This window comes from Sphingobacterium paludis (assembly GCF_004364125.1).
In the GTDB taxonomy this organism is placed as follows: Bacteria; Bacteroidota; Bacteroidia; order Sphingobacteriales; family Sphingobacteriaceae; genus Sphingobacterium; species Sphingobacterium paludis.
The window spans coordinates 540,151-562,491 of the sequence record NZ_SNZV01000002.1; the positions used below are offsets into that span (position 1 = coordinate 540,151).

23 protein-coding genes are annotated in these 22,341 nt (G+C 42.2%); 9 read left to right on the forward strand and 14 right to left on the reverse strand.

What is annotated here, in order from left to right; genetic code table 11:
- Positions 1 to 59 precede the first annotated feature (59 nt).
- Positions 60 to 1,202 (forward strand): sugar phosphate isomerase/epimerase family protein, encoded by a 1,143-nt coding sequence (locus B0I21_RS05220; protein WP_133639397.1) that lies wholly within the window; start codon positions 60 to 62, stop codon positions 1,200 to 1,202.
- Positions 1,203 to 1,234: 32 nt separating this feature from the next.
- Here B0I21_RS05220 and B0I21_RS05225 read toward each other — a convergent pair whose 3' ends face one another.
- Positions 1,235 to 1,882 carry a response regulator transcription factor gene (locus B0I21_RS05225; RefSeq protein ID WP_133639398.1) on the reverse strand — a complete coding sequence of 216 codons (648 nt, stop codon included), beginning with the start codon at positions 1,880 to 1,882 and terminating at the stop codon, positions 1,235 to 1,237.
- 284 nt (positions 1,883 to 2,166) lie between these two features.
- Here B0I21_RS05225 and mscL point away from each other — a divergent pair, with 284 nt between their 5' ends.
- From mscL to tsaB, 5 genes are all read left to right on the forward strand, one after another.
- Positions 2,167 to 2,574, forward strand: coding sequence for a large-conductance mechanosensitive channel protein MscL (gene mscL, locus B0I21_RS05230; protein WP_037495222.1), 408 nt, complete (start codon positions 2,167 to 2,169; stop codon positions 2,572 to 2,574).
- 174 nt (positions 2,575 to 2,748) lie between these two features.
- The gene (gene rpmH, locus B0I21_RS05235) at positions 2,749 to 2,907 is read left to right on the forward strand and encodes a 50S ribosomal protein L34 (RefSeq protein ID WP_071790452.1); all 159 of its coding nucleotides are present in this window, start codon (positions 2,749 to 2,751) and stop codon (positions 2,905 to 2,907) included.
- 52 nt (positions 2,908 to 2,959) lie between these two features.
- The gene (locus B0I21_RS05240; protein WP_133639399.1) at positions 2,960 to 3,367 is read left to right on the forward strand and encodes a ribonuclease P protein component; all 408 of its coding nucleotides are present in this window, start codon (positions 2,960 to 2,962) and stop codon (positions 3,365 to 3,367) included.
- On the forward strand, positions 3,330 to 3,584 hold the full coding sequence (gene yidD / locus B0I21_RS05245) for a membrane protein insertion efficiency factor YidD (protein WP_133639400.1): 255 nt from the start codon (positions 3,330 to 3,332) through the stop codon (positions 3,582 to 3,584). The genes B0I21_RS05240 and yidD overlap by 38 nt, the downstream gene beginning before the upstream one ends.
- Before the next feature lie 4 nt (positions 3,585 to 3,588).
- Positions 3,589 to 4,287 carry a tRNA (adenosine(37)-N6)-threonylcarbamoyltransferase complex dimerization subunit type 1 TsaB gene (tsaB, locus tag B0I21_RS05250; protein WP_133639401.1) on the forward strand — a complete coding sequence of 233 codons (699 nt, stop codon included), beginning with the start codon at positions 3,589 to 3,591 and terminating at the stop codon, positions 4,285 to 4,287.
- A gap of 5 nt (positions 4,288 to 4,292) precedes the next feature.
- Here the strand turns inward: tsaB and B0I21_RS05255 are convergent, their stop codons facing one another.
- Positions 4,293 to 5,195 carry a CorA family divalent cation transporter gene (locus B0I21_RS05255; protein WP_133639402.1) on the reverse strand — a complete coding sequence of 301 codons (903 nt, stop codon included), beginning with the start codon at positions 5,193 to 5,195 and terminating at the stop codon, positions 4,293 to 4,295.
- A 106-nt stretch (positions 5,196 to 5,301) separates the two neighbouring features.
- A complete protein-coding gene (locus tag B0I21_RS05260) occupies positions 5,302 to 5,928 on the reverse strand; it encodes an OmpH family outer membrane protein (RefSeq protein ID WP_133639403.1) in 627 nt (208 codons plus the stop codon).
- Between the two features lie 217 nt (positions 5,929 to 6,145).
- Between B0I21_RS05260 and gyrB the strand changes: the two genes are divergently transcribed.
- Both gyrB and B0I21_RS05270 read left to right on the forward strand, forming a co-directional pair.
- Positions 6,146 to 8,104, forward strand: a complete 1,959-nt coding sequence (gene gyrB / locus B0I21_RS05265; RefSeq protein ID WP_133639404.1) for a DNA topoisomerase (ATP-hydrolyzing) subunit B — start codon at positions 6,146 to 6,148, stop codon at positions 8,102 to 8,104.
- A gap of 91 nt (positions 8,105 to 8,195) precedes the next feature.
- A complete protein-coding gene (locus B0I21_RS05270) occupies positions 8,196 to 9,086 on the forward strand; it encodes a pirin family protein (protein ID WP_133639405.1) in 891 nt (296 codons plus the stop codon).
- 26 nt (positions 9,087 to 9,112) lie between these two features.
- On the opposite strand, the gene B0I21_RS05275 is transcribed toward B0I21_RS05270, so the two are convergent.
- The 8 genes from B0I21_RS05275 to B0I21_RS05310 all read right to left on the reverse strand — a co-directional run bounded on the left by B0I21_RS05275 (position 9,113) and on the right by B0I21_RS05310 (position 17,651).
- Entirely contained in the window at positions 9,113 to 9,691 is a 579-nt protein-coding gene (locus tag B0I21_RS05275; protein WP_133639406.1) for a hypothetical protein, read from the reverse strand.
- Position 9,692: 1 nt separating this feature from the next.
- Complete coding sequence (locus B0I21_RS05280) at positions 9,693 to 10,508, reverse strand: metallophosphoesterase family protein (protein WP_133639407.1); 816 nt, start codon at positions 10,506 to 10,508, stop codon at positions 9,693 to 9,695.
- Between the two features lie 137 nt (positions 10,509 to 10,645).
- The gene (gene rpsA / locus B0I21_RS05285) at positions 10,646 to 12,580 is read right to left on the reverse strand and encodes a 30S ribosomal protein S1 (protein ID WP_133639408.1); all 1,935 of its coding nucleotides are present in this window, start codon (positions 12,578 to 12,580) and stop codon (positions 10,646 to 10,648) included.
- A 223-nt stretch (positions 12,581 to 12,803) separates the two neighbouring features.
- Positions 12,804 to 13,778, reverse strand: coding sequence for a YihY/virulence factor BrkB family protein (locus B0I21_RS05290; RefSeq protein WP_133639409.1), 975 nt, complete (start codon positions 13,776 to 13,778; stop codon positions 12,804 to 12,806).
- Entirely contained in the window at positions 13,778 to 14,188 is a 411-nt protein-coding gene (locus B0I21_RS05295) for an acyl-CoA thioesterase (RefSeq protein ID WP_133639410.1), read from the reverse strand. Before B0I21_RS05295 ends, B0I21_RS05290 begins: the two co-directional genes overlap by 1 nt.
- 321 nt (positions 14,189 to 14,509) lie before the next feature.
- Positions 14,510 to 15,583, reverse strand: coding sequence for a glutaminase A (glsA, locus tag B0I21_RS05300; RefSeq protein ID WP_133639411.1), 1,074 nt, complete (start codon positions 15,581 to 15,583; stop codon positions 14,510 to 14,512).
- Positions 15,584 to 15,840: 257 nt separating this feature from the next.
- The gene (mltG, locus tag B0I21_RS05305; protein WP_133639412.1) at positions 15,841 to 16,884 is read right to left on the reverse strand and encodes an endolytic transglycosylase MltG; all 1,044 of its coding nucleotides are present in this window, start codon (positions 16,882 to 16,884) and stop codon (positions 15,841 to 15,843) included.
- 11 nt (positions 16,885 to 16,895) lie between these two features.
- Positions 16,896 to 17,651: a PASTA domain-containing protein gene (locus tag B0I21_RS05310; protein WP_133639413.1), complete on the reverse strand. Its 756-nt coding sequence runs from the start codon at positions 17,649 to 17,651 to the stop codon at positions 16,896 to 16,898.
- 418 nt (positions 17,652 to 18,069) lie between these two features.
- Here B0I21_RS05310 and B0I21_RS05315 point away from each other — a divergent pair, with 418 nt between their 5' ends.
- Positions 18,070 to 19,077 (forward strand): D-alanine--D-alanine ligase family protein, encoded by a 1,008-nt coding sequence (locus B0I21_RS05315; protein ID WP_133639414.1) that lies wholly within the window; start codon positions 18,070 to 18,072, stop codon positions 19,075 to 19,077.
- Between the two features lie 472 nt (positions 19,078 to 19,549).
- On the opposite strand, the gene B0I21_RS05320 is transcribed toward B0I21_RS05315, so the two are convergent.
- From B0I21_RS05320 to B0I21_RS05330, 3 genes are all read right to left on the reverse strand, one after another.
- Positions 19,550 to 20,491, reverse strand: a complete 942-nt coding sequence (locus B0I21_RS05320; RefSeq protein ID WP_133639415.1) for an alpha/beta hydrolase — start codon at positions 20,489 to 20,491, stop codon at positions 19,550 to 19,552.
- Positions 20,492 to 20,945: 454 nt separating this feature from the next.
- Complete coding sequence (locus tag B0I21_RS05325) at positions 20,946 to 21,440, reverse strand: dihydrofolate reductase (protein ID WP_133639416.1); 495 nt, start codon at positions 21,438 to 21,440, stop codon at positions 20,946 to 20,948.
- A 51-nt stretch (positions 21,441 to 21,491) separates the two neighbouring features.
- Complete coding sequence (locus tag B0I21_RS05330) at positions 21,492 to 22,313, reverse strand: thymidylate synthase (RefSeq protein WP_133639417.1); 822 nt, start codon at positions 22,311 to 22,313, stop codon at positions 21,492 to 21,494.
- Positions 22,314 to 22,341: the final 28 nt, after the last annotated feature.

Sequence of the window (22,341 nt, forward strand, 5' to 3'; positions counted from 1 at the left end):
GAAGCCCTTTTAAAGGGCTTTTTTAGTATATTTACGTGCACTAAACAAAGCAAATATTTATGGCAGATAAATTGAATAATCCTATTTGGGTGATGAGCTCCGCTTACGATAAATTGTCTTTACATGAATTAATCGATACTTCGAAAAGGCTAGGCGCACAAGGAATAGATCTTTGTGTTTTTAGAAAAGATGGAACACGGGAGGATCATACAGCCACGCATTTAACCTATGATAACTTTACGCCGACAGATGCTGATCAATTGATAGACCAGTTTAACCAAGCCGATTTAAAGCTGTCATTGGGAGCCTTTGAAAATATGATAGGCGGAGACGAAGCAGAGCGTGTTAAAAATCAAAATCATCTGTTGCGCCTGATTCGCATAGCCCATTTGCTAGGCGGGGATGAAAATGATGTCCGCGTAGGGACTTTCGTGGGGTACAATCATGAGTTGGGCAACGAAATTGACGGTTTTCAAAAAAACCTTGACGAATACAAGCGGGTGTTTGGCCCAATCGTAAAATACGCAGAGGATCTGGGCGTTACCATCGTTTATGAAAACTGCCCGATGGAAGGCTGGCGTTCATCACGCTATACAAGCACCTATAATAATTTGCCTGCTGTCTTGGCGGCACGCAAGCTGATGTATGCCATGATTCCGAGTAAAGCACATGGAGAGATCTACGATCCTTCCCACGATATTTGGCAAAATACGAATCCAATTGATGTCATTGCGCAGATGGATATCAACCGTTTGAAGAGAATTCATGTGAAAACGACACGAAATCTTAAAACGAAATCACGTACAGATTGGGGCGGGATGTATGCGATGCAGCACGTGGACGCGGCTTTAGCACAAAGCGCTGGTGTTAGCATTCCTGGGCACGACTGGGATCGTCATCACTATGAGGCGATGCTTCCGGGTTTTGGCGGCACCGATCATATGGACTGGAACGATTTTGTCACGGTTCTCCATGAGAGCGGGTTCAGCGGTCCGTTCGAAATAGAAAATGAAGCTAAGAATTCAAAAGATACCGGCAATTTACAGGCGACCAATCAAGGTTTTGAAAATTGTATACGCTTTTTATCGCCGCTGTTGTGGAATTTGGATGCAGAGAAGGGGTATGCTTATCAACATGAGCAGCCATTGCGTAAGCCGAGTGCCCAAGATATTCCTACACGAACGATTGATCAGTTGGTATAAAGTCAATAGTACACATGGTGAAGAGCGACAGATTAGTGTTGCTCTTCATCATGCAATTTAAATAGCTCAATAAGTTCGGGCAAATTATTTACGTTGAGCTTTTCAAATATCCGACTCTTGTATGTACTTACGGTAGACGAACTCAGTTCCATCAAGTTGGCTACATCCAGTATACCCAACCCTTTAATAAGATGTTTGGCGACATCCATTTCCCGATTGGATAGCTTACGCAGTTGGTCGTTTCCATCAAAGGAGGATTTACTAGTGGTTAATTTTTGAATGTAAAGCTCTTTTACCGCTTCCGACATGTAGCGGCCACGGGTGATGATGTTTTGTATCGCATTTTTAAGCTCGGACATGGCCGTGTTTTTATGCAGATAGCCACTCGCCCCGGCACTGATGTAGCGCAGCGCGTAAAGGTTTTCTTCGTACGACGAAAAGATTAATATTTTCACCTGGGGTCGTATCTCCAGAATTTCCTTGATCATTTTAATATTATTCCCACCAGGCATGTTAATGTCTAGCAACAGCAAATCTACATTGTCTTTCTTCAATTCTGCATAAACCTCGTCGTAAGTTTCCGCTTGCAAAATAGTTGCATCTGGGATCAATTCCTTAATAATGAATGAAGCCCCAAGTCTGACAATGCTGTGGTCATCCGCGATTAATATTTTTTTCATTTTAATAAATTGTTCTTTAAAGGTGATTAAGTCATCAGATTTTTTAGCGGTCACACACACGGAAAAAAATCACGACGTTTTCATTTTACTCGACACAGTATTATTTTCAAAGCGCATTAACGGAAATGAATTCAGTCCTTAAACAAAGATATAAAAAAAAGGAATGTTGTTCATTATCTAAGTAAACAAGATATTGCTTATTTCCATATAAAATCTACATATGTATTTAATTTTGTAAATTTAATTTTCATCTTTGTTTATTGATTATTTATAAATAACACTTTATGGGATTTTTTAAAGAATTTAAAGAGTTTGCAATGCGCGGTAGCGTTGTTGATTTGGCTGTCGGTGTGGTCATTGGTGGTGCTTTCGGTAAAATTGTTACCTCCTTGGTGAATGATATTATTATGCCGCCCATTGGCGTTGTAACCGGTGGTGTGGATTTTAGCAATCTGAAGTATGTGCTGACAGCAGCGAATGAGCAAGCTGGCGTGGAGGAAGTGGCAATCAACTACGGAACATTTGTAAACGTAGTGATCCAGTTTATCATTGTGGCTTTCTGTATATTTTTAGTGATCAAAGGGTTGAATTCTTTAAAGAAAAAAGAAGAAGCGGCACCCGCTGCTCCTGCTGCGCCATCTAAAGAAGAAGTTTTGTTAACGGAAATCCGTGATATATTACGGAATAAATAACGCTGTTATAGAAATTCTCGACCTATCTGTATGGACGAAAGCGGAAAAGGGAATATATTCCGCCGTGCAAAATTTTGTAAGATTGTTTGCTTCTTATCCAAATTAACTGTACTTTTGCATTCCCCTTTATAGGAGACAGATTGATTAAAATATTAAAACAAGCATAATAGCGTCATGAAAAGAACATTTCAGCCTTCGCAAAGAAAAAGAAGAAATAAGCACGGATTCAAAGAGCGTATGAGCAGTGCTAACGGAAGAAGAGTATTGGCATCTCGTAGAGCTAAAGGTAGAAAACGTCTTACCGTATCTGACGAGTATCGTCATAAAGGCTAATAACGTTGCCGGTGTGACTCGTCCGAGCCTCTGAGCCGGCGGTTTTGTCACGATGAACTATACATTTACGAAAGAAGAACGATTATGCAGCAAAAGACATATTGATGGTCTTTTCCATAATGGTTCTTCTTTTGTTATATATCCTTATCGGGTTGTTTTTTTAACCCTGAAAGACCAATCGTCGGCAATTCCAGTGCAGTGCATCATTTCCGTTTCAAAAAGGCGCTTCAAAAAGGCTGTAGACCGCAATACGCTGAAACGCCGTATGCGAGAGGCTTATCGCCTGCAGAAGCATACGCTGCATAGCTTCCTGCGAGAGCATGACTTGCACGTGCACGTTGCCTTTCAATATGTTGGAAAGGAGAAATTGCCGTACGCGCAGTTCCATCAGCGTATGGAGGTGGTGCTGAATAAACTAAGTGATGAATGTACTAAGATTTATTTGGGAAAAAATCATTAAATGGCCTCTCGAAAGGCTGTTCGTCTTGATTATCCGGATCTACCAGATTTTTATTTCACCGTTGTTGGGCTCCAACTGCCGCTACACACCCACTTGTTCCCAATATGGGAAAGAAGCCATAGTAAAACATGGTCCGTTTAAGGGGGGGGCTCTTGCGCTGCGTCGCATCTTAAGATGCCATCCTTGGGGCGGGCATGGCCATGATCCAGTTCCGTGAGTTTATGAAAGATAGTTACATACTACAGATTGAAACGGCAACACCGGTTTGTTCCGTTGCCTTAAGTAAGAATGGTAAAACAATTGTCACCCAAGATGCCGACCTTCCTAATCAGCATGCAAGTCAATTGACCATTTTCATAGAACAAGTGCTCCAAAAGGCGGGTATTGCACGCGAAGATTTGTCTGCTGTAGCCGTGAGTATGGGGCCTGGTTCGTACACGGGCTTACGTATCGGCGTCTCCACCGCAAAGGGAATGTGCTACGGATTAGACCTACCTTTGATTGGTATCAATACCTTAGATGCTATGGTGACAGGCTTTATTCACGACGGCAGCAAGGCTCTCGGCAAAACCATACTTGTGCCCATGATTGATGCACGCCGTATGGAAGTTTATATGGCTACCTATACCGAGCGGGGCGAAATGCTACGGGATACTTCTGCAGAAATTATCGATGTAGATTTTTTTAATCCGACTAGCGAGGTCAGCAACTATGTATTATTTGGTAGCGGTGCCGACAAATTTGTTCCGTTATTTGCGGAGCAGCCTGCTGTAGAGGTTGTATCCGGGTTTGCTAATACAGCCGCGCATTTATCGTCATTGGCATTTGAAAAATATCAACAAGCGGCTTGGGAAGATCTGGTTTACTTCGAGCCTTTTTACCTAAAAGATTTTATTGCTACAACGCCCAAAAGGCGCTAATCTGCCTACAGCCACTTTCGCTTTTTAAACCAGTAATAGATGAGTAAGGCCAAGAAGGCCATCCCGAGCATAACAGCCGGATAGCCGTAACGCCAGTCAAGCTCAGGCATATTCTCAAAATTCATCCCATACACACCAACTATAAAAGTGAGCGGCATAAAAAATACCGATATGATCGTTAACGTGCGCATAATATCGTTCGTATGATTCGACTCAATGTTAAAGTATACGGAAAGCAATTGTGCCGTGTTTTCGGCTATGTTTCGATAAAGTGTGGAAGAGCGGGCGTAAATGTCCTTCAAATCTTGGGTATAAATGTTTTTAAAAGCGCTCAGGTGAAAAAAGTCAACAATATCCTTATAGAGCGTCAGAATGATGCGGATCAGGTCGATTTGCCGCTTGATGTAATACAGTTGCCTTAAAAAGTCTTTGCGTCGTCGATGTAAGAATACCATTTCCTCGTAGCTGTCCAGTTGTTTGTTGAGCTTGTTGATGACTAAATTTTCAAAGGTCTTTAGCGCTTCAGAGGTCAGGTGATTAATGAGCAGCTTACTCGAGTGTAACTTTTGGGCCGGAAAATTTTTAGCGAGTTTTTCCAAATAATCCACTGTTCCACGGTGTACCGTAATCACGAAGTTTTCCCCGAAGAACACCGATACGCGCTCTGTGATCTCTGTCAGGGTATCCGAAAAGTTGTCAAATTTGGTTGGAATAGACCGGATGATGAGGAAGTGATAATTTTCAAATTCTTCGATCTTAGGTAGTTGCCCAATTTGCAGGCAATCCTTAATCGATGCATCATGTAGGCTATACTTTTCTTTGAGTGTCGTAAAATCGTCTATGGTTGGTTCCGAAATATCAATCCATTCAAAATTTGTATCGCTCTTTAGCAGTATATTTCTTACCATCGTTGATCACTTAAACGCACGGCAATGTATAAATGAAATTGCGGAAAACCAAATAAAAAAGGCTTCTACCTGTAGGGAAGAAGCCTTCTGAAACAAGCAATTTTGCTTATTTCTTTTCTTTAGCCTTTTTGTCTTTGTATTCCTTGTTCAATACATCGATTACGCTAGCCGTGATATCCAATTTCGGATCAGCATACAACACAGTAGGGTTTGATTTGGAGTAAGTCAACACCAACGTGTAGCCATTGTCCTCAGCATGTTTCTTTAAGTACTCTGTGATGGTATTGTATACGTTGTTGAATTCGGTTGATTCGTCTTGTTGGATAGATGCCGATGCATTCTGGTCTAATCTTCCAAGCTCTTCTTGTTTGCGCGCCAGTTTTTCTTCTGTAGCTTGGCGCTCGGAAGCACTCATGGTGGAAGCCTTTTGTTGGTATTCTGCTACCTCGCGTTGAAATGCCTGTCCTTTCGATTGAAGATCAGACTGTGCTTTCTTTACTTTAGCCTCCAATTTAGCTCTGATATCTTTAAAATAGTCATATTTTTCAGAAAGGGTATCGGAGTTAATGTACACAATTTTTTCTTCCTTGGTTGCAGTGGCCGTGCTTGTAGCCGCCGTCGAATCGCCCGTTGTAGCACTCCCTGTTTTTGCATTTTGGTTACATGAAACGGCAGCGAAGGCTAGCGCTACGCCTAAGGATACTTTTGTTACTGTTGTGAATAGTTTATTCATTCTGATCTAATTTTCGAGTTTTTTGATTTTCAACTAGCAAACCTAATATAAAAAATCGAAATTCCCTATCACATGGCAGAATCTTAAGAAAATTATACGCTTTCTAGTGGGCTAATTAGACATGTTGTCGATCGCTTCGATCGCATTTTACGTTTGATTTTTAGGGGAAAATTTCGTATTTTTGAATGTTAAACGGTACTCATTTTAAATTGATTTCATGAGCGAAGAAAAGAAAAATACATCAACGTATTCAGCAGATAATATTCAGGTTTTAGAAGGATTAGAAGCTGTACGTAAGAGACCCTCCATGTATATCGGTGACACCGGTATTAAGGGATTGCATCACTTGGTTTATGAGGTGGTAGACAACTCTATCGATGAAGCTGTAGCGGGTTATTGTACAGATATTTTTGTGAGTATTCACGAAGATAATTCCATCTCGGTACGTGATAACGGGCGCGGAATTCCGACAGGCATCAATAAAAAGGAAAATAAATCTGCACTGGAGCTGGTTATGACTGTGCTGCATGCCGGTGGTAAATTTGATAAGGATACTTACAAAGTTTCCGGAGGTTTGCACGGTGTAGGTGTTTCCTGTGTGAATGCGCTATCTACACATCTTTCTGCCGTTGTGCACCGTGATGGAAAAATCTTTCAGCAAGAATATGAAAAAGGAAAGCCTTTATACGATGTGAAGGAAATTGGCGAGAGCGAAAACACAGGTACTACGGTAACTTTTCATCCTGACGCTGAGATTTTCACCATGACCACGATCTACAACTATGATACGTTGGCCAATCGTCTTCGTGAGCTTGCCTTCCTTAATAAAGGTGTGCGCTTGACCTTGACAGACGAGCGCGAGATTATAGAAGACGGATCGTTCAAGTCGGATGTATATTACTCAGAAGGCGGTTTGCAAGAATTCGTGAAGTTTTTGGATGGCACGCGCCAACCCTTAATTCCTGATCCGATATACGTAGAAGGAATCAAACAGGGCATCCCTGTGGAATTGGCTTTGCAATATAATGATACGTATTCAGAGAATGTACATTCATACGTTAATAACATCAACACGATTGAGGGAGGTACACACGTTGCCGGTTTCAGACGCGGCCTAACGCGTACGTTGAAAGCCTATGCCGACAAATCCGGACTTTTAAAAAATTTAAAAGTGGATATCACTGGAGACGACTTCCGTGAGGGGTTGACAGCGGTGGTATCTGTAAAAGTTGCCGAGCCTCAATTTGAAGGGCAAACGAAAACGAAGCTGGGAAATAATGAAGTAATGGGGGCAGTCGATGTCGCCGTTGGTGAAATATTAGGTGTGTATTTGGAGGAAAACCCGCGTGAAGCGAAGGCCATTGTACAAAAAGTTGTAATTGCGGCACAAGCGCGTGCGGCAGCTCGCAAAGCCAGGGAGCTGGTTCAGCGGAAGACCGTTATGGGAGGCTCAGGCCTGCCGGGCAAGTTGGCCGACTGTTCAGACAGTGATCCAGATAAATGTGAGATTTTCTTTGTTGAGGGAGACTCAGCTGGCGGAACGGCAAAGCAGGGCCGTAATCGTCGCTTTCAAGCCATCATGCCCTTACGCGGTAAGATTCTTAACGTAGAAAAGGCGATGGAGCATAAGATTTACGAAAACGAGGAGATCAAGAACATGTTTACAGCCTTAGGTGTAAGCGTGGGAACGGCAGAGGATTCAAAAGCACTGAACTTAGATAAGTTACGCTACCACAAGATCGTGATCATGACGGATGCCGACGTGGATGGTTCTCACATCGCCACCTTAATCTTAACCTTCTATTTCCGCTATATGAAAGAGCTCATCGAGAAAGGCTACGTGTATATCGCTACGCCCCCCCTTTATATGGTGAAAAAAGGGAAAGAGTTTGAATATGCCTGGAATGAAGATCAGCGTTTGGCGGCTATCCAACGCCTGAAAGGTTCTGGTAAAGAGGATTCCGTTAATGTGCAGCGTTACAAAGGTCTTGGCGAGATGAATGCCGAACAGTTGTGGCAAACAACAATGGATCCGGAGCACCGCACCTTACGCCAGGTAACTATACAAAACGCGGCTGAGTGTGATCACATCTTTTCCATGTTGATGGGCGATGAGGTTGCTCCACGACGGGAATTCATTGAGAAAAATGCACGCTACGCGAAAATCGATGTGTAACATCGCCAAGCAGCGCCTGTAATATCAATCCCAACCCGTTCAAGGTTGGGATTTTTATTTGTAACTTGTAATCGATTTAACGGATTAGCATATGTCAAATATTGATTTTATACAAGAGGAGAAGGCGGCCGATATTGGCAATTTTCTCGTGGGGCGTTTACTGCCTTTTCGTCAGAAAAGGTCTATAGGCCCTTTCGTATTTATTGATCACATGGGCCCGGCCTGTCTGGCAGACTACGAAAATCTGGATGTGCCGCCCCATCCACATATTGGCCTTTCTACGCTTACCTATCTTTTCGATGAGTTTGACGGTGGTATAATGCATCGGGATAGTATAGGCACCGAGATAGAAATCCGCCCTGGCGCAGTGAACTGGATGACAGCAGGGAAAGGAGTAACGCACTCTGAGCGTACTCCAGAGCGACTGCGTTCGCAAGATAAGTATCTGCATGGGCTGCAAATTTGGGTGGCGCTGCCCAAACACCTGGAGTTTATGGAACCTGAGTTTTTCCATATTGAATCGAAGGATATCCCCGTTTGGCAAGATGATAATGTGCATTACAAATTGATAGCAGGCGAGGCTTTTGGACACAAATCTGCTGTTCCCGTTTACTCGCCTTTGTATATGCTCGAAATAAAATCAGCGGAAGAGAAGGATATCAATATCGGCGAGCATCTTTTCGGCGAAAGCGGACTTTATATCTTGGAAGGCGAAATAGAAAATCAAGGCCATACCTATGGCCCTAAACAGATTCTCATTACCAAAGATGCCCATCTCTGTTCATTTGTAATGAAACCCGGCACGACGGTGTACATTTTTGGAGGGGAGCCATTTCCGGAGGAACGATTTATATTTTGGAATTTCGTTGCCACAAGCCGAGATATTATTGAGCAGGCGAAGGATGATTGGAGCAATCATCGTTTTCCCAAAGTCATAAATGACGATGGCTACGTTCCACTTCCAGAGACCAGGCTGAAATAGCGTAAGGGGATGGTATGGCGTATCGGCTATTTGAGGTGATAAACCAGTCCAATACCGATATTCCATATCTCACTGAAATTGATAGATCCACTATTTTTTACATAGTTGATCATCCGTTTTTCTGTTGTGCCTAATTCGTAATACAATCCCCATTTCTTATACCGTACTTCCGATCCGAGGGTCAGTCCTATATTTAATGCCGTAGGGAAATAGTAATACCCTGGATCGTAATAGGAAGGTAATCCCAAAAAATATTGATCGCCAAAAGAATAGTTGAACCACAGGCCTAGTTGTAACCAACTTACCTGCAGCGATTGAATATAGTCGCGGTTAAGCGATACATATTTGCCCTTTAAGGTGAGGGAATGTATAGGATCTTTTGCGTAGCTGCTTGGCACCAAACCATACATGAAATCTCCCATCCATCTTTTATTCGGTGAAACATAGCCAAACCCCGTAGAAAACATCCCGATATTTCCAGCATATTGTAACTTCACATTATTCGGCATAATCTTTTTAAGAAGACTATCCGTAGAAAAGCTTTGCGCACTGCTCAGAAGGGAAGTGCATAGTAGGCTGAGCGTGATGAGGTAGGTTTTGTGCATATTAATAGAATAGTTCTTCCACCGTAACGATGCTGTCCGCCACGTTTACTTTTACATACGAGCGTTTGAGCAGCGTCGGCGCGACCAAATATGGGAAACCATCGTCAAAGAACGCTCTATAGTCAAATGAATGAGAATGTCCGTGTATGGATAGGCGGGCATTTGCGCTCGTTGACAGCAGTTGGGCCATAGCCTGCGTTTTGGTCTGGTCAAAATCAAACGAAATAGGCGCTATGTGTGATAGGTAAATAATGTTTTTATTCTCCCGCGCTTTTTCCGTTTCCGCCCGTAGCCAATCGACATTTGGCACATTTCCATCAAATGCAACCTCTCTCGAGTTTGAATTAAACACGATAAATGCCGTATTTCCATAATGGAAGGTGAAATCTTCTGGACCAAAATACTGCCTGAAAATTTCTCGACCATTCCCAAGCATATCGTGGTTGCCGATGGTGCCAATAACAGGAAATTTTAACTTTTTGATATCATCGTAATAAAGATTGTATTCGAAATTTGCACCGTAATCGGTGAAGTCGCCTCCGTGTAAAACAAAAGCGATGCTGTCTTGCGGAATTTGGTTTGCGTGCTTGACAAAAGCTTCCAGCTCGTCGTAAGCGATTTGCGTATCGGCAATGACGAGGAAAGAAAAGGTGTCGCGTTGAAGTGTGCTTGAGAGCCGGTCGATGGCCTGCTTATTTAGATCGTTTGCTAGCGTCTTCACCTCCAGTACAGAATACTGAAAGTTGCGCTTGCAGGCGCTAAGAAGAAGGAGCATAAAGCATGCCGCCAAAAGCGGCAGACTACGAGAAGGTCTCATCTAACGATATTGTAGTTTAATAGCTACAATGTTAAGGTTTTAATTATCAACTTTGGCATTTAAAAAGTCAGTTTTTAGTCAATAAAAAATCCCAGGCGATACGCCTGGGATCTCAAAAAATATGGTGTGGAATCTAATTACTTAGATTTCTTTTCATCACCTTCCATCTGCTCTTTCAATTGTGCAAGAACGTCTAAATCACCTAAAGTAGATTTTTCAACAGATTCTTTCACTTTCTTCACGGCAGAGTTAGCAGCTTTCGCTTCTTTCTTACGGTTATTGAAATCTTCAATACGCGCTTCTGCTTTTTGGTCTTCCCAAATACGTGAATGAGAAATTACTAAGCGTTTGTTTTCTTTGTTGAACTCGATGATTTTGAATTCAGCAACTTCGTCAACTTTCAAAGCAGAACCGTCTTCTTTAACAGAGTGTTTGTTTGGACAGAATCCTTCAACACCGTATTGTAAAGCCACGATGTCACCTTTATCACCAACTTTGATTACTGTACCTTCGTGAACAGAACCTTCAGTAAAGATTGTTTCGAAAGTATCCCAAGGGTTTTCTTCAAGTTGTTTGTGACCTAATGATAATTTACGGTTTTCCTCGTCAAGCTCAAGAACAACTACTTCTAATTTTTCACCAACTTTAGTGAATTCATTAGGGTGGTTGATTTTCTTAGACCAAGATAAGTCAGAGATGTGGATCAAACCATCAATACCGTCTTCCAATTCCACGAACACACCGAAGTTAGTCATGTTTTTAACAACAGCAGATTGTTTAGAACCCACAGGGTAACGCTCTGTGATGTTTTTCCAAGGATCAGGAGTCAATTGTTTGATACCTAAACTCATTTTACGCTCTTCACGATCTAAAGTCAAGATTTCAGCTTCGATTTCGTCACTTACTTTCAAGAACTCTTGAGGTGAACGTAGGTTTTGAGACCAAGACATTTCCGATACGTGGATTAATCCTTCTACACCAGGGATGATTTCAAGGAATGCACCGTAATCTGCAACAGTAACGATTTTACCTTTTACTTTAGAGCCTACTGCTAAATCTGTGCTCAAAGACTCCCAAGGGTGTTCTGATAACTGTTTTAGACCTAAAGCAATACGTTTTTTCTCATCATCGAAGTCAAGAACAACAACGTTGATTGTTTGGTCTAACGCCAATACTTCTTTCGGATGCTCAATACGTCCCCAAGAAATGTCTGTAATGTGAAGTAAACCATCAACACCACCTAAGTCGATGAACACACCGAAATCTGTAATGTTTTTAACAGTACCTTCCAATACTTGACCTTTTTCTAGTTTCGCTACGATTTCTGATTTTTGGTTTTCTAAATCGTCCTCGATCAATACTTTGTGCGATACAACAACGTTTTTGAATTCGTGGTTGATTTTTACCACTTTGAATTCCATTGTTTTACCAACATAAATATCGTAGTCACGGATAGGTTTGATGTCGATTTGAGATCCAGGTAAGAAAGCTTCTACACCTTTGATGTCAACGATTAAACCACCTTTTGTACGAGATTTTACGAAACCATCAATGATTGCATCGTTCTCCAACGCATCGTTGATCGCTTCCCAAGATTTTTGTGTTTTAGCACGTTTACGTGATAATACCAATTGACCGTTTGCGTCTTCCTGAGACTCCACGAATACGTCAACCGTATCACCAACTTTCAAGTCAGGTAAGTCACGGAACTCAGATAATGCTACAAGACCGTCTGATTTGAAACCGACGTTTAAAACAACGTCTTTGTTATTGATAGATACTACAATACCTTCAATAATCTCACCTTGATTGATTTGGTTGAATGTGCCTGCATACTGCTCCTCAAGTTTGTTACGCTCTGCGTCGCTGTAGTTACCGAAAGCTTTTTCATCCAAATCCCAATCGAAATCACCTTGTGGTGTAATCCAAGTGTTAGATTTGATTTCGTCGATCAATTTTGAATCTGCTTCAGACTCGATTTGTTCGGTGTCTTTCACTACTTTAGTGTCAGCACCCTGTAGCTCTGCGTTTTTCGCCGCTAATTCTTTTTCTGCTTCTTGTTTTTTTGCCATTAATTATTTTTTCTCCTTTTCCCTACATTGTAGGGACTGCAAAAATACGAAAAACTTTTATATACAAGAGATTATGTGAAAAAAATGTTTTCGGTGTTTTTTTCCTGACTGCAGCAGGGCTACGCAGCTGTTGCATGCTTCATCCAGCTCCATCAGGGCACCTTAAACGACATGCTTTTAGGCTGCCAGGGGACAGGCGCTAGCCTTTCGAACAAAACGATTTCTATTGATCTTGTGCTTTGAAGGAGTTGTATATACGCGGCTTAACAATCTTAATACTTTGTTTGGATAGCGCAATGGCCGCATTAAGTTCGAAGCCGATAAGCAGGATTAACGAATTGAGATACATCCAAATCATTACCACAATCAATGTTCCAATGGAACCATATAATTTATTATAGGCTCCAAAATTATCGATGTAATAGGTGAAACCCGAGAACGTTAGTATGGCTAAGATCGTGGCTAGGCTGGCACCCGCATTCAAAAATTTCCATTTCTTCGCATCGCTCGGGCCAAATTTGTACAGTATGCTGACGGTGAAAAAGTAGATGCCGAACAGAACAATCCAGCGTGACAGCGTCACAATGAATGTCCAGAACCAGGAGATGTCATAGTCAATTTGTTTTTTCAGGTAATTGACGACAAAGCCCGCACCGGTAAAGATACCGATGCCCGTGGCCAGCGCTAAAATGATCGCAAAGGATAACCCTATTGCAGCTACTCGGCGGCGTAGCCATGATCGCTTTTCCTTGGAAAGGGAAGCTTTGTTGAAGGCCATCATAAGCGTAGTCATGCCGTTTGTGGCAAAAAATGTCGCTAACAAAAAACCTACCGACAACAGTCCGGAGTTTTGATTTCGCACAATATCCACCAACGTAGCTTGTAAAAATTCATAAGCGTTATGCGGAAGCGCCACCTGGATAAGATCTAACAGCTTTTGCTGAAAGTTATCTACAGGAATATAGGGAATCAAGGTAAACAAGAAAAGTATCCCCGGAAATATGGCCAACATAAAGTTATAGGCCAGCGAAGAAGCTTTGTTAAGAATGGATTCACGCGCGATCTCCTGAAAGAAAAACGTAAATACAGTATATAATGGTAAGGATCCAAACCCAGGAATAGTAGCTTCCTTTGTCCACTCGATAAACTGATCGTAGGCTTTCAGGCGTAAAAGGGAGCTGTGTATTTTTTTTTGCATTATGGGCTAAAATATAGGGCCATTTTCTCTTGAAATATTTGCGGCGCTCGACAAGGCCGCTTTTTTTCCATATCAACAAAGACCAACTGTGTGGATCCTGTATTCAAAAGTACACCATTTTCGTTAAATACCTCGTACTCAAATTTAATTCGCACATTCGGCTTCTCTTTAATGTATGTTTTTATGGTGATAAGGTCGTCGTAACGAGCGGCCTGAATATATTTGCAGGTGAGATCGGTGACGGGCAGCATCACACCCATTTCTTCCAACTCGCGATAGCATATTCCAGTGCTCCGCAGCATCTCTGTGCGTGCCACTTCGTAGTAAGATGCATAATTTCCATAGTATACGTATCCCATCTGGTCGGTCTCCGCATATCTCGTTCGTATAGTTGTTTCGTGGATGAACATGGTGAAAATTAAAAATTAAAAAGTCAAAATTAAAAATTAAAAAGTCAAAATTAAAAATTAAAAAGTCAAAAGTGATAAGTCAAAAGTGATAAGTCAAAAGCGATAAGTCAAAAGTGATAAGTCAAAAGTGAAAAGTCAAAAGTTAAAAAGTCGAAAAATAAAATTTAGGATTCGAAAATGACGAGTTGTACGTTATAGGAAAGCAATACTCATACATAAAAGCCAAAAGCCATACCGGAATGATATTTCCAAAACCTATTTCAATACCGTCTTTGGCAACGTAAGCATTGGTAATGCGGTAAGAGATCCCGTGGAGCTGTCTTAAAATATGCTCAAGTTGTACTGTTTTACCAAATCCAAAATCATGTGGTAACCAACGACAGAATTACCGTGTGTATCTAGGGGTGCGCTGAAGACGGCTATACCAGCTTGATTAGGCACGCTTACCACAATACCCCCACCAACACCTGATTTGCTGGGCAGCCCCACCGTGCGCGCATACTCGCCGCTAAATTCGTACATCCCGGCAATCAGCATCTGCGATTGAATTAATTTTGACATTTCAGAATTTTTATAGCGTTGGTCACCGTCAAAACGCACGCAATGATGAGCAAAGAAAAAACCGATTTTCGCCAGATCTTCCGTTGTCAGTTCAATAGAGCATTGTCGAAAATAGTTGTTCAGCTGCTCTTCAGAGCCTGAAATTAACCCTGCGTTTTTCATGATATAGAACATGCCGCGATTCCGGTGTCCGGTTTCTTTTTCAGACGCATATACTGACTCGCTATAATCCAGCGTCGGATTGTCTGTAATATAGCGCAGCATGTTTAATATTTTGTCGAAGGGCACTTGTCCATCGCCTGATATAAGGGATGTGGTCAGGATTGCTCCGGCATTCATCATAGGATTAAGCGGCTTCCCCATAGTTTCCAAATTGGAAAAATGATTGAATGGCTTATCCGTACCAAAGTAACCCATTTTCTGAAAAACAGATTCTTCACCATGCTCCATGACGGCTAGCATCAGTGCAATAGGTTTTGAGATACTTTGCATCGTGAATTTTGTCTGTGTATTACCTGCTCCGATTAGTATTCCTTTCTCGTTTATGACAGCAATGGCAACAGCTTTTGCATCCATCTTACTCAATTCGGGAATGTAATCGGCAACTTTTCCGTCAAGATAGTAATGTCTGTTTTTGTCCAGGATAGTGGTTAATGCTGCTCTAGATACATCCCTGAAAGAAAGTGGTTGCCTGTCCTTTTCCAGAATTGCACTTTGGGGTTGTTCAACATCAACTTTTGTCGTTTTCGACTTTGATTTGCCACTGCTGGTCTGCGCTTGCGAATCATTCACGATAGCTGAAGCGAAAAACAAGATAAGTAAGTATCTGTACATAATGCCTTATTTTGGAGTTAAATTTAACCTAGTAGATATACGTCCTTTTCGTGGTGTACGGAGATTTTAAGTAGCTTTTAAAAGTGGATCCCCAGAAGATGACGAACAGGGGCGCAAGATTTCCAAACTAATCCCTGCTAGACTATTCCGATATTCTTCGATAGAAGATGCGCGGATGTAATAAAAATTAATTTCAGGAAACGATATAAACCTTTTGCTAAGAAGCGGTTGATGGTGCTAATCGTTTCCGGAACACCTTATTTTTTGATATTGCGTGCGTCTAAAGCACGTTGAAATTTACGGGCATTAACCAGGTGTTCAGCCTGCGTGACCGCAAAATTATGATACCCCGAAAAGTCATCTTTTGCGCACATATAGATATAATCGTGCTTGGCGTAATTTAAAACAGCATCGATAGCGGCTATACTTGGTAGCATAATAGGGCCAGGTGGCAATCCCTTAAAGCGGTATGTATTATAGGGGTTGTCGATCGTGAGATGCCTATTTAAAACACGGCGTATGGTGAAATCGTTCTGCGCAAAGATCACGGTTGGGTCGGCTTGCAGCAAAATTCCCCGTTTTAATCGGTTCAAATAGAGGCCGGCAATCTTTGGCATTTCATCTTTGTGAAGCGCCTCGCCCTTTACAATGGAGGCCAGTACGCTAACCTCTTGTGGGGTAAGATGAAGAGCCGCCGCTTTTTCCTTACGTTCAGTGTTCCAGAATTTCGTGTATTCATCGTGAAAGCGCGCTACAATCTTGTCCGGGGATGTATTCCAATAGATCTCGTAGGTGTTCGGTATAAACATACTGAAAAAATTATCTGCGGTAAATCCGTAGGTTTCTGCAACGTCGTGGTTATCTAATATTTTCAAAAATGTGATCGAGTCGGCCTCGAAGTTTTTACCGAGTAGTCCAGCAAAGTTTTCTTTCAAGCGGATATTCTCGAATCTAAACTTAACAGCCTCTTGGTAGCCGCCACGCAGATTACCGATCAGCCTCCTGTTAGAAAGGCCATCACTCAGTTTATATTTTCCGGGTTTCACGGCATTGGGGTAGTCCATCGCCTTGGCCACATAGTCAAAAAACTGTATGTTCTTCACGATACCTTTCTCTTCGAGCTCGTTCAGAACATCGCTGTAGCTGTCATCGCTTCGGACGTAAAGGTAAGACTCGTTACGCGTAACACTCGGGCCGAGAAAGGCCAAATATCCCATATAGCCTACGGCAATACCGATGACCAGTATCAGCAGCAAAATTATTTTCAAGAATTTAGGGAATCCTCTTTTTTTGTCGTTCATAGTAACTTTGCTTAGTTTGATAGTGTTACGTCCACTGTTGAACCTATGCCCACGAAACCAGCCGTCGTATCGGGCAATTGACTGATGACTGTTGCACTTAGCGAATCCAAGACTGCGCCGCTGTAGCTAATGGTTCCTAAACTCAACCCCACACCAGTTAGGGCAAAACGAGCTTCGCTCAGGGATAACCCAATGAGATTAGGCAACTCGACCTCGCTTGCCCCGCGACCATTCCCCAAAACGAGGGTAACCTTTGAACCTTTTGGGACCATGCGGCCTGCCTGTAGGGGCTGCCCGGCAAACTTGACGTCCAACACGACATCTCGCGCAATATCAGAAACGTAAACAGTGTCGCCCACTTTTAAGGATTGGTTCCTTAAAATGGCAGTGGCCTCAATCAAGGTCTTATCAACTATACTCGGAAAAGCTACATCCGGGGGTACTTGTGTAATAATCGTGAGATAGATCGTTCGGCCGGTTTTAACATGCGATTTGGGTTCGGGATCCTGTTCTATGACCAGTCCGGGTTTCATATCCATCTGATAGACGGAGTCTACAAAATACTCAAGATCCGCTTTCTCCAGTGCCTGAATAGCTTGGTCGATCTGCATGCCCTTTACCTGAGGTACTTCTATTGCCACCCCATGCTTTGTGTAGGCTTTGAGCCCAAAGTATATGCCCAAAAATAAGACGAGGATAACAACTAAAGCTGCTATAAGATTTTTTCGGAAAGCATCTGTTTTCAGATACAACAACAGTTTTGACATGAATTCTTTGATATAATACGAGCAATATTTAAGCCATTTTGCTTTCCTGTTGCCCCTATACTTTACGTTGATTGATAATAAGCAAAATTATTCGTTTTTCCGTGGAACGCAAATTATATTTGTGAAGCTTTAACATTATTTAGGTAACAAGGCGAAGAAATAATCTCAGCGGACGCATGATGAGCTAGAACGACAGGTTTTCGCTAAGACAAAAAACCGCGAAGGAATATCAAGAATGGAAGCGTAAAGACTGCTGCCATTCCGATCTGCCTATTGCTCTTGTTCTACGTTTTACAATGACGTTTTTCGGCTAATTTACCCTTCTTATATGGCCTTCTCTTCACGAGATCATCAACAGCTTTATACGAAGGATGGCATAGTAAATAGACTCTTTGACTTTAAAAGATAAATGAATAAAATGAAAACAAAGGTAGCATTAATAACGGGCGGCTATACGGGAGAGGCCGAGGTGTCTTTCAAGAGCGCGTCTTTCGTAGAAAGTCAACTCGACCTGGAGAAGTATGACGTATATCCTATTACAATAAGTCTGGCATCTTGGTTCTATGTCAATGATGCCGGTGTTAAAATACCTGTGAATCGAGAAGATTTTTCCTTAACACTAGATGACCACGTGCTGAAGTTTGATGTCGCGTTTATTATCATCCATGGAACCCCGGGGGAGGATGGTCGTTTGCAAGGTTATTTCGACATGATTAGTTTGCCCTACACATCCTGCGGTGCATTGACGTCCGCTCTTACGATGAACAAAGGCTATACGAAGGCAATCCTAGCTGATATTCCGGAGCTTTTCGTAGCAAATTCAGTGCTATTGTTTGATACCGACCGCGCTGATGGGGCACGAAGAGTGCAAGAACGATTGAGCTTACCCTATTTTGTGAAACCTAATGCCGGCGGTAGCAGCATCGGTATGACGAAGGTGAAAACTTTGGAAGAACTGCCAGCAGCATTAGATAAAGCTTTTGATGCAGAAAATACTGGTAAACAAGTGCTGGTGGAAGAATTTGTTACCGGACGAGAATTCTCTCAAGGAATTTTCCGTAATGCAGCAGACGAACTTATTGTCTTGCCAGCTACCGAAGTACGCACTACGCGTGATTTTTTTGATTTTGAAGCGAAATACATCCCTGGACTAACCGAAGAAATCACACCCGCAGAGCTTACATCCGAGCAGCAAGAGCGTGCCGCACAAATCATCAAGGAGATTTACGTTCGTCTAAATTGCAAGGGTATGGTGCGTGTTGACTTCTTTTTGGAAGAGCAAAGCGACCGATTCTATTTTATCGAAATCAATACGATCCCGGGGCAGACAGCACAGAGCTTTATTCCGCAACAGGTAAGGTCTTATGGTTTGAAGGAAAGCGACTTTTACACGGAACTTATTGAAGCGGCGTTGCGTCCAAGGTAGCTTCAATAAGTTCGACGGAATTTTTACATACATATCCAAGTGAGGTAAAGCCAGCGCATTTTTATAGACAGCTCCAATTGGTGCTGTCTACTCTTACATGTTGTTTATTTCTTCTTACTATTGGGTTGTTAAAATATTGTTGTTGTTACGAAATATCTATCAAAAGAATGCAAAATTGTTTTATGCTTCGCTACGTTGTTACTTGTTGCGTAAGTAATGAAGTAGCGTGGCGCAGTTACCTTAGCGTCCAAAAGAAACTCGGATAAAACTGTCAAAATTACCTATCCCAACTTAGATCTTGGGACATCATAAATTTGAAGATGATGGCTAGGGCGGCGCTTCGTATACGAGCAGCGTAATGATGTGACCACAGAACATGGAGACGGCTCTGTAGGGCTCCGCAGGTTTTGCTAAAAACACACTATAGCCGTGAAGGTAGGAGCCAAGGTGCTTCCCGGACCCGTTTCATAGCTTATAATAATTCTTTCATACAGTTCACGGAGTTCTGTTTAAGACTTAAACCTACAGGTGTCGGGAAATCTTCAAAGCCATGCACCCCGCCTGCTACTACTTCCAAAGATACGGGGACGCCAGCGCGGTTCAACTGGCGCGTGTATTCAAGGCTTTCTTCGAAAAATAAATCTAGACCACCAATCAGTATATAGGTGCAAGGCAAGTTCGTAAAATCTCTGGCATGAGCCGCTGAAAAGTAACCCAGTTCATCATCGCTAATGGTTTGATTACCTTTGTACGCGCTCCAGCCATAAGAGTTTGATTCGAAAGTCCAGCCGTATTCCCCCAAGTATTCATTTTTTTTAGGGCCGAAATCCCTGGTGTTTTGATAATCCAGCATAGGACTAAACAAGAACTGATTTTTAATCTTCAACTCGGGCTTTTTATCCCGGACATAAATTGCTAACGTAGCCGCCATCCCACCACCAGCGCTTTCCCCTATGATCGAAATACGTTCTTTATCAATGAGCAACTCATCGGCATGCTCGTATAGGTATTTTATGCCTTCAAAGCAATCCACTAATGCAGCGGGATAGGGGCTTTCAGGTGCTAATCGGTATTCTACAGAAGCAACTATGACGCCGAACTCATTAGCCCAATCTTGATTCTTTTTGGAAAACTGACTTGCCTTTGCGGATACAAATCCACCTCCGTGGGTGTGATATAAAAGAGGTATTTTAATTTTTGGAGACTGATTGCCTGGGGTATAAATATATAGTTTACAGAATGCATTCACCTCAATAATTTGATAAGGATCCGCTTTTGGTAGCGGATAAAAGAAGCTATCTACGTATGTACGAAATTCCTTTAGATTCCCATCGGACAACACCGGGACAAGTTGGCTCATTTGTTCTACGATAGGCTTGTGTTCGTCGAGTATTAAGTGGAATGATTTGTTCATCGTTATGATTTTATTTTGGTGTTAATCTTGAAATCATAACGTAAAAATTATACGAATTATTACATAGTATCTGTTAATGTTATATATGTTGTAAGTTTTGAGAATTAAATTTGCGTTCCTGTTTGGTTTTGCTCTTGTGGATTCATTGTCAGTATGACAAAGGCATGATCTTTAATCGAAAGGCCACCTTCTGTGGATTTGGGCGCTGCTATGGGGAAGCTATACAGAGCCTTTGAAACAATATAAAAGTTTAAAAATACAAAAGGATTAGCGCTTACAGGTGTATTGAACGATTAGCGCATGTGTGATGCCAAGGTATAGGTGTTTAGTTTGGAACGCTTATATAAGAATATTCCGACGGAAACAACCTTTTCCGTATGCATTTTCCACTCGATTACAATAGATTGAGCGCCGTGAATCTAGATTTTTTACGTCAATTTACTAAGTACGAAGCTTAATTTCGCTCCCAAACTTCATATGTGAAAGAGTAAGCATGTCGGTCGTCCACAGCATGGTCTTCGCTATTTACCTTTTTCCATTCTCCCTCAGCAAGCTCTGGGAAAAAAGCATCGGACTCAAACGTCGCATGGACACGGGTTAATAAGATGCGGTTTGCATAGGGCAACCACTGTTTATAAATGTTGCCGCCTCCGATAATGAATACTTCACGCTCATCCCGGCAATAGGTTAGAACCTCATGGATAGAATTGGCAACATCTACTTCGTCGGCAGACCAATCCTCATCTCGCGTCAACACGATATTTCTTCGGTTGGGGAGTGCTTTACCCATGGAGTCGTAAGTCTTCCTGCCCATAACGATGGAGTGATCCGTGGTTTTATTCTTAAAATATTTGAAGTCATCGGGCAGGTGCCAAAGCATTTTATTGTCTTTGCCGATGGCGTTGTTTTCAGCAGCTGCTACGATTAACGTTATTTTAAGATTACTCATACTCTATAAAGATTATACTGAAATTTATTGGTGGGGACTACGCTTCCCTTTTTAAATGGCTACCGGAGCTTTGATGTGCGGATGAAAATTATAATCCAGCAGCTCGAAATCTTCGAATTTAAATGCAAAGATATCTTTCACATCGGGGTTTATTTTCATGCTGGGCAATGGTTTAGGATCCCGCGCCAACTGACGCTCCGTTTGTTCAAAATGGTTACTGTAAATATGTGCATCGCCTAGCGTGTGGATGAAATCGCCAGCTTCCATATCACAGACTTGCGCAACCATCATTGTCAATAACGCATAGGATGCAATGTTAAACGGTACGCCTAAAAAGATATCGGCACTTCGTTGGTATAGCTGGCACGATAAGCGGGGTTTCAAAATACCCTTTTCCGGCTGTGCCGGTGCGACATAAAATTGAAAAAAAGCATGGCAGGGCGGAAGCGCCATATTTTGTATTTCAGCCACATTCCAAGCCGAAACGATGATCCGTCTCGAATCCGGTGAGCTTTTTAACTGCTGGATCACTTGTGAGATCTGATCAATATGCTGCCCATCTGGTGTAGGCCAGGAGCGCCATTGTGAACCGTAAACAGGACCTAGGTCACCGTTTTCGTCGGCCCACTCATCCCATATACTGACACCGTTCTCCTTCAGGTATTGAATATTAGTATCGCCGCGTAAGAACCAAATCAATTCATGGATAATCGAGCGCAAATGTAACTTTTTTGTGGTCACTAGCGGAAATCCCGCCTGCAGGTCGAACCGCATCTGATAGCCGAAAACACTACGTGTTCCCGTTCCTGTTCGGTCGGTCTTATCAACCCCTTGCTCATACACATGCGATAGTAAATCCAGATATTGTTTCATAGCCAATGCCCAAAAGTTTGACCACGAA